Below are 10,518 nucleotides of genomic sequence, written 5' to 3'. Positions count from 1 at the left end.
AGCTGCCCGATTATAGGTCATACCCAATGCCATGCTTACGACCAAAAGAGCTGGCACTGCGGCCCTGTTTGATTGCCGAAAAAAACCAAGCAAAATTCCGACGACCAAAACAAAAAATCCTGCCAGATGCCCTTTTTGCGGGAAGGTCACCATCGGCAAGCTTTCGGAAGGGACCGGATAGAAGACTCCATGGCGGGCGAAAACCTCGATTTTAGCGAGCAAAGCCATCAAAACACCCGAGACCACGATAGACCAAGCCAAGCGCCGAGGAAGCCGTGGATCACGCAGCGTTTGCAAATACACCAGCACGAAAACCCCAACTAGAGATAACGTAAAAAAAGCACCATCACCACTCCCAAAAAATGAACCCGTGAGCACTTCTATCGGTTCCAATGCAAAAAAAGCTGCCATCAAAGACCAGAGCCCATATAGCAAAGCCAGTGCAACGGCTGGATGCTGGCGCAGCGCTCGCGGCAAACAGCGAGCATCACGAAGCCGCAAATCAGGATGCGCTGACCATTCGAGGATAAAGCCGACTCCCAAAAAAAAGACCGTGACATATACCCTCACCAAATAGGCATCGGAGAGCGCATCGCCGAGACCAGCTGCTGAGTTCACCAAAAAGGCAGGGTGAAACGACAACACATAGATAGCGGAATAAATCGGCCACCACCATTGCTGCAAAAAAACAAGACTGGTCATAACTCGGACTCTACAATAATGCCGTGCTCGAGCTCGGTTACATTCGCACCGTATTGGCCTCATTCGCCATACTCGCAACGCTTTTTTGGTTGTGGCAGAAAACCTTCTCACATTACGATGCAGCACCCCCCTGGTTGGCAGGTTTGGTGATTGGAACCTTAGTCATTCTGCTCCAGAGAATTCCGCTGGCCCTATGGGGCTGGTGGGGCTTGGGTTTGCTCACGCTCTTCTGGAGCCTGACCCCGGGCAACACCCTGGTGCTGGGGCTGTGGGAGCTTGCGTACCTGGCGGCCTTTGCCGCGGGAGGATGGCTCCTCGGCCTGGTGGGGCTCAACCTGTTCCTGCTGGGCTATGGTCTCCTCACCACCCTGAGCTTGGCCTGGGCCGGGCTGGTCATGTACTTCTCGGGCTCCATCCACTATGTAAGCGGGGCCCAGGCCCTTGCCCTCATTCCCCTGGCCGCCTTCTGGTTGTTCCGCTCGAGGTGGCCCCTTCTAAGCGGGATGCTCCTGGTGGCGGCCCTTTTTGCAGCGCTCGCCTCGGGGGCTCGAGCCGTCTACCTCCCCCTTCTGCTCATGGGACCCCTGCTGGTCTGGCGGCTTTGGCGCGAAGGGGTGGGGCTGGGCCGGATCGGGGTGGGGCTGGGCGCGGCGGCGCTGGCCGTCCTCGCCTTGGAGAGCGCGCTCCCCTTCTCGCCCATCCAAAACGCCCTCGGGCTGAAGGCCACGCTGACCAAGCAGCTCCAGGACACCCAAGAGGAGGGCAGCATCGGCAGCCGCTGGCTCATGTGGCGGCAGACGCTCGGCATGGCGCTGGAGGCCCCCCTGGGCACGGGCAACGGCAGCTTCCGGGATGTCCTGGCCGCCTACCAACAGTACCCCGGGATTCTTTTCAGCAACGCCCACAACTACTACCTCGAGACAGCCGCCACAGGGGGCTGGGCGCGCTTCTTCTTGCTGGTGGGGCTGCTCGGCTTCATCCTCTGGAGAGGCTGGCGCTCGGCGGCCTGGCCCTGGGCCCTGGGCACCGCCGGGCTGTGGGCCACCCTGGCCTTTGACGTCACCGGCATGTACCCCAGCGTGATGATGCTGGCCTTTGCCCTACTGGGGGCGGTCCATGCGCAAACCCTCCAGGCCCCCGGGCCCAGCTGGTTCCCCCCCCGGGCCCCTCAGGCCCTCGGCCTGGGCCTGGGGCTGGCCCTGGCCGCCTGGTGGTACGCGCCCTGCGCCCGGGACTGCGCCCTACAGCGCCACCTGGGCCACCGCCCAGCGGTCCTGGCCGAGCTGAAGCAGCGCCCACCCCAGGAGGCGGCCAGCCTCCTACGGGAGGCAGCCCAGCTGAACCCCAAGAGCCTCTGGGTCTACCGCACCTGGCTGGACTACGCCCCGAACCCCGCTGAGCGGGAGCGGCTTTTGGAGCGGATTGTGGAATCCTTTCCTCTGGCCAACCCCCTATACTACCTGCAGCTCGCCCGCCTCCAGGCCGCCAGGGGCAAGCCAGAGGCCGCCATCCGCACGCTCGAGATGGGCCTGAGCCACTTCCCTCCGGGGTTCCGTGTCTACCAGGCGGGCAACTTTTTCGGGTTGCTCTCCCCCGCCTACGAAGCCTGGCAAACGGAGGCGCCGAGGCTGCTCGCCCAGCTCCGCTCCAGGCCCTAGAAAACCCTGGGCCAGCGAACACATCTCTCATTCGGAGCTGCTACACTACCCGTAGGTGGACAACGCCATGAAGCGCAGAGCTTGGATTTTTGTGGTCGGTGGCATCCTTGTGGCCTTGGTCTACGCCCAGCTCTCGGGGGGTGGGTCGGACGTGCTGGCCCGCAACCCCAACGGGCAGGCCCTTCTACAGACCTACCAGCTCCTCCAAACCCAGTACCTGACCCGGCTCGAGCCCGACCAGCTCAACCGGGTGCTGGAGGGAGGCATCCGGGGCATGCTGGGGGCCCTCGACGACCCCTTCACCAGCTATTCCCCGCCCCGCCGGGCTAACCTGCGCAGCCAGGACATCCAGGGGGAGTTCTTTGGCATTGGGGCTACCCTGGCCCCCAACGAGAACGGAGGCGGGGCCCGGGTGCAGGGGGTCATCCGGGGACTGCCGGCTTTCAACGCAGGCATCAAGGCCGGGGACATCATCGTTGAGGTCAACGGTCAGGATGTGACCAAGCTGGAGCTGGACGAAATCGTGGCCCAGATTCGGGGACCCCAGAACACCAAGGTCACCGTAGGGGTACGGCGCGAGGGCACCAACGCCATCCTGCGCTTCGAGATGATTCGCCAGCGGGTGGAGATCATCTCCGTCTCCCGCACCATCCTGCCTGGCAACGTGGGTTACATCGCCCTGGAAACCTTCGGCAATGTGCGGGTGATTGACCAGCTCAATGCGGCCCTGAGCGAGATGCGGCAGCGGGGTGTGCAGAAGCTGGTCCTTGACCTGCGGGACAACAGCGGAGGGCTCCTGGACCAAGGCTGCCAGGTGGCCCGGGCCTTCATCCGCGAGGGACCCATTGTCTACGTGCGCACCCGGAGCGAGACCCGGCTCTACTGCGAGGCCACCGGCCAGGTGGGCTGGGCCGGACCGATGGTGGTCCTCATCAACGGCAACTCCGCTTCGGCCTCGGAGATTGTGGCCGGAGCCATCCAGGACACCGGACGGGCCAAGGTCATCGGCGAGACCTCCTTCGGTAAGGGGGTAGGGCAGAATGTGGTGGACCTGGCCAACGGGGGCGACCTGACCCTGGTCACCTTTGAGTGGCTCACCCCCAAGCGACGGGCCATCAACAAGCAGGGCATCAAACCGGACATCGAGGTCAAAGACACCCGATTTGAGGTTCCCGTGGCCTTTGAAGGGACCGGGGCCAAGCCGGGCGAAACCGTCACCCTGACCATTGGCAACCAGACCTTCACTGCCAAGGCCGATGCCCAGGGTAAGTTCAGCTTCAGCCAGCCCCGCCCCGCCGTTGTGCTGCCCGCTGAGCGGGGCCAGGCCGAAGTGGACCTGGCCAAAGACGCCATCCTGCGGCGGGCGCTGGAGGAGCTCCGCTAGCCCGGTTCGGCTGTGGAGAGCGTTATCCGGCTCGAGGACCTGAGCAAGCGCTACGGCCGCTTTGTGGCCCTGGAGGGCCTCAACCTGGAGGTGCGGCCCGGGGAGACCCTGGCCCTTTTGGGCCCCAACGGGGCGGGAAAGAGCACCGCCCTGAAGGCCCTGGTGGGGCTGCTCCGACCCAGCCGGGGGCGGGCCTTGGTCAACGGAGTGGACGTCTGGAAGGAGCCGGTGCGGGCCAAGGCCCTGTTTGGCTACGTTCCCGACCGCCCCTACCTCTACGGGAAGCTCTCCGGCCTCGAGCTGCTCCGCTTTGCCGCCGGGGTCTACCGGCTGCCCCGCCGCGAGGCCGAGGCCCGCATTGAGGCCCTTCTGGTGCAGTTTCGGCTGGAGCGCTTTGCTTCCTCCCTCATTGAGACCTACTCCCACGGAATGCGCCAGAAGCTCTCCTTGGCCCTGGCCCTGTTGCACAACCCCAGGGCCTTGATTCTGGATGAGCCCATGGTAGGCCTGGACCCCTACGCCACCCGGCTGGTCCGGGAGCTGCTCCGAAGCTACCCCGAGGGGGGCCGGGCGGTGCTCTACGCCACCCACCAGCTCCACCTAGCCGAGCAGGTGGCCCACCGGGTAGCCCTGGTGCACAAGGGACGGCTCCTTGCCCTAGGCCCTCCCAAGGCCCTTCTCCACCAACACCAAAGCGCCGACCTGGAGGAGTTTTTCCTGCGGCTGACCGAGGATGCCACCCCCGCATGAGACCAACCCCGAGAGAAAGGAATATAATCCTTTGGGAATGCGGGGGCGAAACGTATTTTTATTGCTGCTCATCGCCGGGATGGGCCTCTTTACCTGGCGCAACTGGGCGGTCTTTAGCGAGAGGAAAACCCTCTCGCTCTTCTTCACGGAGTTCACCGCGCCTTTTGGCCTCCTCATGCTCGGCATCATGGGAGCTTTGGTGGTGGTGTACTTCCTCTACACGGTGGGGCTGGAAGCCGCCGCACTTCTGGAGGTCAAAAGGTATGCCCGCGAACTCCTTCAAGCCCGCAAGCTGGCCGACGATGCCGAGGCCAGCCGATTTTCCGAACTCAGGAGGTGGCTCGAGGGGGAGCTCGCGGCCCTGAAGGCGCAAAACCCCGCCGGGCTCGAGGCCAGGCTGCAGGAGGTGATAGCCCGCATAGACCGGGCAGAGCAGGAGCTTCGGGAGGACATAGAGAAGGCCGGAAATACCCTAGCGGCCTACATCGGGGAGCTGGAGGATCAGCTCACCGGCCAGGACCGGCACCCTCCCCCGCGTTGAGCAAAAAGCCCAAACCCGCTAGACTAATCCCTGCCTGGGCCGTTAGCTCAGCCGGTTAGAGCAAGCGACTCATAATCGCCAGGTCGCGGGTTCGAGTCCTGCACGGCCCACCACCCAAGGAGGCCCACCCCCAAAGGGTGGGCCTTCGCTATGGCAGGCCGAACTCTATCCGGGCTCGAGCCCGCAGCGCCTGGGGGCTCAGGCCCTGCCCGAAGTAGCGGTCCTTGTCGGGCTCGCCGTCCCACAGCTCAAACAGCAGCCGGGCCCCTTCCTGGCCCCTTAGGGCGGCCTCGGTGCCGCTGTTGCCCACCCGGCCAATCCACTGCCCCCTGTGGACCCGCGCCCCCACCCGCACCCCGGGGGCAACCTCCGAAAGGTGGGCGTAAACCGTGGTGAAGCCCTGGGCATGGCGGATCCAGACCTCCCGCCCCCGCAGGCGGTCCATCTGGGCCGGGGTTGCCCCACCCGCCACCGACCTGAGCAGGGCCTCAAACTCCGAACGGCTCAGCTCGCGGTAGTCAACCTCGGCCTTGACCACCTCGCCCCCGGCCGCGGCCACCACCCCCATGCCGTAGCGCACCGGCACGCAAGCATCCCCATCCACAAAGACGAAGCCTGGGCTAACCCCTTTTCGGTAGGGGCGGGGAGCCCCGGGCAGGTTGGCGTCGCTTTTGGGCAGGCAAGCCCCGGGCAGGGGCAGGGTAAACCCCTCGGGGCCCAGCTCGAGCTGCCCTTTCAGCCGGTTCACCTCGGCCTGAAGACTGGCCACCTGGCGGCGTGCTCCGGAGAGCTGCAGGCCCTGCCAAAGGGCCAAGAAGGCGACCAAGGCCAGCAAAATCCAGCCGGGCTTAATCGGCATGGGGTTATTCTAGGGCAAAACGGGGGCCGGTTCGCCGGCCCCCGGAAGTCCGCCAGAACCTAAAGCAGGCTGAGCAGGCGAGCTTTGATCTGCTTGGCGCTGAGGCCCTCGAGGTTCATGCCCCGGGAGCGCTCCACCAGCTCGTAGACCTTCTGCACGTGGCTTACCGCCACCCGGAAGGTGATGGGCTGGCCCGCCACCACCACGGTCACCTTGCGGATGTTGGGCTCCTGCCAGCGCTTGCTGTAACCGGTAACCTTCTTGCCCACCCCACCTTCCCGCTTGGCCTTGCCCCGGGTGATGATGCTGCGGGCCACAATGGGGCGCTTTCCGCTAATCTCGCAAATCCTCGACATGACAAGCTCCTCTGCCGGCCTGGGGGAGGCCCCCGGCGCAAGGGCAACGCCGCCAAGTATAGCACATCCTCACCCCCCCATGCTAGACTTCCGGCGATGAACATCGCCACCTGGCTGGTCCCCGCCCTCCTTGTGGCCGACCAGGCCATCAAGCTAGCCGTGCTCTGGGCGGTGGGGCCCAGGGCCTTTGAGCCCGGGATGGGGGCCATACCCATCGGCCCTCTTTTTTGGGTTTTTGACCTGACCTTCATAGCCAACAGCGGAGCGGCCTTCGGCCTTTTCCAGGGAGGGGCACGCCTCCTGGTCTGGATTAGCCTGGCAGTGGGGTTTGGGCTCCTCCTCTACCTGAGCCTGCACCACCGCCGGATCAGCCTGCTCCCCCAGGTAGCCTTCTCCCTTATCGCCGCGGGTGCCTTGGGGAACGCCATAGACCGGCTGGGCCGCGGCTGGGTGGTGGACTACGTGGACATCAACCGCACCGGCATAGCCTTCCTGGACAACTACCCCATCTGGAACCTGGCCGACGCCTGCGTGGTGGTGGGGGCCATCCTGCTTCTCCTACCCCAGCGCAAGCAGCGCCACTAGGAGGTGTGGTCTTTTCCGAAGATGAGCGCGCCCCACCAAGCCGAACTCTTCCTTCCCGGCGAGGCCGTCCCAAAAGGGGCCCGGCCCCTCCCCGAACTGCCCCTGCTGATCTTGGTAGGGCTGACCGGGGTAGGCAAGACCAGCCTCCTAAAGCACCTGGGCTACCCCACGTTGCCCGACCGCCGGGAAATCGTGGACCGCTACGTGCTTCCCCGCTACGGCTACAACCCAGCCACCCAGCTTGACCGGGGCCAGCGCTTTGCCCTCACCCGCCGCTTCCGGCAGGAGCACCCAGGGGGGGTTGCGGAGATCCTGCTGGAAAGCTGGGCTCGGCCCACCTGGCCCCTCATCCTGGACGGCCTGCGGGGAGCCGAGGAGGTGGGCTTTGCTCTGGAAAAGCTTCCCAAGAGCTACTTCATCGTGTTGGAAGCCCGCGACCTAACCCGGCTGGCCCGGCTTCTGCAGAGGGACGACCGCTTCGACCGGGTGGCCCTGGGCGAGGACGAGCGGGCCCAGGTGCAGAGGCTGGCCCAAGGGGTGCTCAGCCCAGGCGAGCTGGAGGAAGCCCTGGGCTGGCCGGTGCCCCGGGAGGAGCTTATCGCCAAACTCAAAATTGTGGCCGAGGAACGAAAGAACTACGACCCGGAGGGGGCCCGAAGGGTCTTGGAAGGCTCCCCCAGAGCGCTTTTTCTGAACACCGAAGCGCTTTCCCTCGAGGAGGAAGCCCGGCTAATCCGGGCGTTCGTGGCGCGGATTGAAGGGGGGGTCTAGGGTGCCCACCCTGCGCCGCATCACCCTCCGGCCCTTCCGCTTGCCCCTGCGGGGGGCCCTGCGCTGGGGCCGGGCCTCGGAGCTGGGGGCCCTGGAGCACCTCCTGCTGGAGGTGGAGCTCTCCGACGGCTCCGTCGGTCGGGCGGAGGTTCCCCCTCGCCCCACCATCTATGGGGAGACCCCGGCCACAGTGCGGGCCGCCCTGGAGTACCTGACCCCGAGGCTGCTGGGCATCGACGTGGAGGACACCGAGGCCATCCAGGGGGTGCTGCAGGGGTTCCCCAACCACCTCACGCTCAAAGGAGGGCTGGACATCGCCCTGTGGGAGGCCTGGGCCAGGAGCGAGGGCCAGGAGCTGTGGCAGGTTCTAGAACCGCACCACACCCGAGTGCGGGTCAGCTACATCTTGGGCATTGCCGAAGAGGCCGAGATGCTGGCGGACGCCCGGGCTGCCTACGAGGCGGGGGTACGGGTGTTTAAGGTAAAGGTGGGGCGCGACCTGGAGGGTGATCTGGCGCGCATCGCAGCCCTGCGGGAGCAACTGCCCGACGCCGAGCTCTACGCCGACGCCAACGAAACCCTCTCTCCCCAAAACGCCGAGGCCTACCTACAGCGGTGGGCCGAAGCGGGGCTGATGTACGTGGAGGAGCCCCTTCCGGTGGCCGAGGTGCTGGCCCGAAGACGGCTTCGTCAGCTCGGCCTGCTGCCCCTCATCGCCGACGACTCGGCCTTCACCCTGCAGGACCTGTGGAGGGAAATCCAGCTCGAGACCTTTGACATCCTCAACATCAAGCCAGCTCGAAGCGGCTACACCCAGAGCCTGGAGATGCTAGCCTTGGCCAGGGGCGAGGGCAAGCGGGCCATGGTAGGCTCCCAGGCCCTATCCAGCTTTGGTGCCTACCAGACAGCCCTGCTGGCTTTCCAAAAGGGGGTCAGCGAGCCCTGTGAGCTGGCCTTCCACCTCAAGGCCCAAGGGGGGTTCTGCCCTTTTCCTCCCTTCAAGGAGGGCTGGCTCTACTGGGAGGACCTGAAGGGGTGCCGCTTTGACCCTGAGGCTTTCGAGCGCTACGCCCTTTGAGGGGCAATTGTGCGTGATTCTCCAGCCCACCCCAAAGGCCATCTGCTACACTCAAAGCTGCCCCGCCTGGGGAACTCAAGCCAAAAAGGGGGTGAGCAATCGGTAGAGAATGGCCTAGAAGGCATCTCGACCCACAGGCAACTCGACGAAACCCCACCCTGCGGTATGCCACCGCAGCGGTGGTGCGGCCAAGTCGGCAGGGTGATGCCCGAGCATCCAAAACAATTCTCGGGAGAAAGGCAAAGCAGTGTAGAAAGAGGTTTTTCCCATGAAAACCCTGGTTATAGGCGCCGGCATTGCCGGCTTATCGGCAGCCCAAGAGCTCAGAAAGGCCAACCATCAGGTTATCCTACTGGAGGCACGAAACCGCGTCGGGGGGCGCATCCACACCGACCGGAGCTTCGCCGAGGTCCCCATTGAGCTGGGGGCAGAGTTTATCCACAGCAGCAGGGTTCCCACCTATTCCCTGGCCCAAAAGCTCGGCCTCCGCACCTTTCACTACAACCAGCGCGACGACACCCTGGTGCGCCTGCCGGATGGTGTTTTACGCACCGTTGCTGAGGTGGGCGCCCAGGCGCAGGGCTACGACAACGTTCGGCTGATAGACTGGCCGGAGGCCGGGGAGGAGTCGCTGGAAGCCTACCTGAAGCGCTTAGGCGATCGACAGATACCGTTCAAGCTCCAAGAATACATCTCCGATTTCGACCACCCCAGGTACCTGAGCGCAAAGGCCGCGCGGGAGTACCTGTGCGATCCCTCAGCCGAAGAGGGGGACTACCGCCTCCTTGACGGCTACGATTAACTAGCGATAAAACTTGCGGCCGGCCTGGATATAAGGCTGGGGGCGGTGGTAGAGCGGCTCGAGTGGGGCCCGTGGGGGGTTCGAGCCCTTACGACCGACGGGCGGGTGTACCCGGCCGACCGGGCGGTGGTGGCCTTGCCCCTGGGCGTGCTCAAAGCCGGGGGGGTGCGCTTTGTTCCCGAACTCCCCGAGGAAAAGCAACAGGCCATGCAGCGGCTGGGGTTGACCGATGCGGTCAAGCTCTTCTTCCGCTTTGACCAACCGGTCTTTCCACCTGGCATCGTGGAGCTGTACGCACCCGGGACCTCTCTCGAGGAGTGGTGGGGCAACCCTTTGGGCCCCAGCAGGGGAATAGAGGTTCTGACCGCCCTCGCCACCGGTGAGCGAGCCCGCGCGCTTTTGGCCCTACCGGAGGAAAGGGCCCTGCGGGAGGCTCTGCAGGCCCTGCGGCAGGCCCTGGGCCAGCCCAGCCTCACCCCGAGTAGGGCCCGCTTGGTCCACTGGCGGGACGACCCCTACACCCTAGGGGCCTACAGCATGGCCCGGGTGGGCGCTTCCGAGGCTCGCCGGGTGCTGGCCGAGCCTTTGGGCAACCGGCTCTTCTTCGCCGGAGAGCACACCGCTCCCAACGCCTGGGCGGCCACGGTACACGGGGCCTACGCCAGCGGCCGACGGGCTGCCCAGGAGGTCATCCGCAGCACTTACCTGGAGGCCACCCACAGGCCTTGGGGGTTGAAGCCGCCCCAAGAAGGCCAGCCCGCAGCGTAGGCCCCTGGCCTGTAGGCCACCCCCAACTCCTCCTTGCTGGCTTGGGGCATCATGGCCCCGTGAATCTGGTTTGGCACCGCGCCGACCTGCGCTTGCACGACAACCCAGCCCTTCTGCAGGCCCTGCAAAAAGGCCCAACCCTGGGGGTGGTGGTCCTTGACCCCAAGATCCTGGAGGCCACCACCCCCAGGCGGCGGGCCTGGTTTTACCAGAACGCCAGGGCCCTGCGGGAGGCCTACCAAAAGCGGGGCGGGGTGCTCCTGG

Annotated in this window: 13 protein-coding genes and 1 tRNA gene; 11 read left to right on the top strand and 3 right to left on the bottom strand. The window is 65.2% G+C overall.

The window, feature by feature from the left end; all coding sequences use genetic code 11:
* The coding region (locus tag NZ849_RS03390) for a hypothetical protein (RefSeq protein ID WP_295404173.1) at positions 1–702 on the bottom strand (702 nt) is incomplete at its 3' end.
* A 146-nt stretch (positions 703–848) separates the two neighbouring features.
* Between NZ849_RS03390 and NZ849_RS03385 the strand changes: the two genes are divergently transcribed.
* The 5 genes from NZ849_RS03385 (at position 849) to NZ849_RS03365 (ending at position 5,148) form a co-directional block, all read left to right on the top strand.
* Positions 849–2,360: an O-antigen ligase family protein gene (locus tag NZ849_RS03385; protein ID WP_295404170.1), complete on the top strand. Its 1,512-nt coding sequence runs from the start codon at positions 849–851 to the stop codon at positions 2,358–2,360.
* A gap of 67 nt (positions 2,361–2,427) precedes the next feature.
* The gene (locus NZ849_RS03380; protein WP_295386630.1) at positions 2,428–3,744 is read left to right on the top strand and encodes a S41 family peptidase; all 1,317 of its coding nucleotides are present in this window, start codon (positions 2,428–2,430) and stop codon (positions 3,742–3,744) included.
* A 12-nt stretch (positions 3,745–3,756) separates the two neighbouring features.
* Positions 3,757–4,494, top strand: a complete 738-nt coding sequence (locus NZ849_RS03375) for an ABC transporter ATP-binding protein (RefSeq protein ID WP_295404168.1) — start codon at positions 3,757–3,759, stop codon at positions 4,492–4,494.
* A gap of 37 nt (positions 4,495–4,531) precedes the next feature.
* Positions 4,532–5,035 (top strand): DNA cytosine methyltransferase, encoded by a 504-nt coding sequence (locus NZ849_RS03370; RefSeq protein ID WP_295386455.1) that lies wholly within the window; start codon positions 4,532–4,534, stop codon positions 5,033–5,035.
* 36 nt (positions 5,036–5,071) lie between these two features.
* A tRNA-Ile gene (locus NZ849_RS03365) sits at positions 5,072–5,148 on the top strand.
* 35 nt (positions 5,149–5,183) lie between these two features.
* Here the strand turns inward: NZ849_RS03365 and NZ849_RS03360 are convergent.
* Together NZ849_RS03360 and NZ849_RS03355 are read right to left on the bottom strand one after the other, a co-directional pair.
* Positions 5,184–5,894, bottom strand: coding sequence for a M23 family metallopeptidase (locus NZ849_RS03360; protein ID WP_295404166.1), 711 nt, complete (start codon positions 5,892–5,894; stop codon positions 5,184–5,186).
* A gap of 59 nt (positions 5,895–5,953) precedes the next feature.
* Positions 5,954–6,250 (bottom strand): L28 family ribosomal protein, encoded by a 297-nt coding sequence (locus tag NZ849_RS03355; RefSeq protein ID WP_295386460.1) that lies wholly within the window; start codon positions 6,248–6,250, stop codon positions 5,954–5,956.
* A 96-nt stretch (positions 6,251–6,346) separates the two neighbouring features.
* Here NZ849_RS03355 and lspA point away from each other — a divergent pair, with 96 nt between their 5' ends.
* The 6 genes from lspA to NZ849_RS03325 all read left to right on the top strand — a co-directional run.
* Complete coding sequence (gene lspA / locus NZ849_RS03350) at positions 6,347–6,835, top strand: signal peptidase II (protein ID WP_295386462.1); 489 nt, start codon at positions 6,347–6,349, stop codon at positions 6,833–6,835.
* A 21-nt stretch (positions 6,836–6,856) separates the two neighbouring features.
* On the top strand, positions 6,857–7,606 hold the full coding sequence (locus NZ849_RS03345) for a hypothetical protein (protein WP_295404164.1): 750 nt from the start codon (positions 6,857–6,859) through the stop codon (positions 7,604–7,606).
* Between the two features lies 1 nt (position 7,607).
* Positions 7,608–8,684 (top strand): enolase C-terminal domain-like protein, encoded by a 1,077-nt coding sequence (locus tag NZ849_RS03340; RefSeq protein WP_295404162.1) that lies wholly within the window; start codon positions 7,608–7,610, stop codon positions 8,682–8,684.
* A gap of 268 nt (positions 8,685–8,952) precedes the next feature.
* Positions 8,953–9,486: an FAD-dependent oxidoreductase gene (locus NZ849_RS03335; protein ID WP_295386471.1), complete on the top strand. Its 534-nt coding sequence runs from the start codon at positions 8,953–8,955 to the stop codon at positions 9,484–9,486.
* Positions 9,487–9,492: 6 nt separating this feature from the next.
* On the top strand, positions 9,493–10,254 hold the full coding sequence (locus NZ849_RS03330; RefSeq protein WP_295386633.1) for an NAD(P)/FAD-dependent oxidoreductase: 762 nt from the start codon (positions 9,493–9,495) through the stop codon (positions 10,252–10,254).
* 59 nt (positions 10,255–10,313) lie between these two features.
* Positions 10,314–10,518: deoxyribodipyrimidine photo-lyase (locus NZ849_RS03325; RefSeq protein ID WP_295404160.1), on the top strand; the 205-nt coding region annotated here is incomplete at its 3' end.

It is taken from the genome of Meiothermus sp., assembly GCF_025060375.1.
Taxonomy (GTDB): domain Bacteria; phylum Deinococcota; class Deinococci; order Deinococcales; family Thermaceae; genus Meiothermus.
This window is presented reverse-complemented; position numbering and strand designations above follow the sequence as displayed.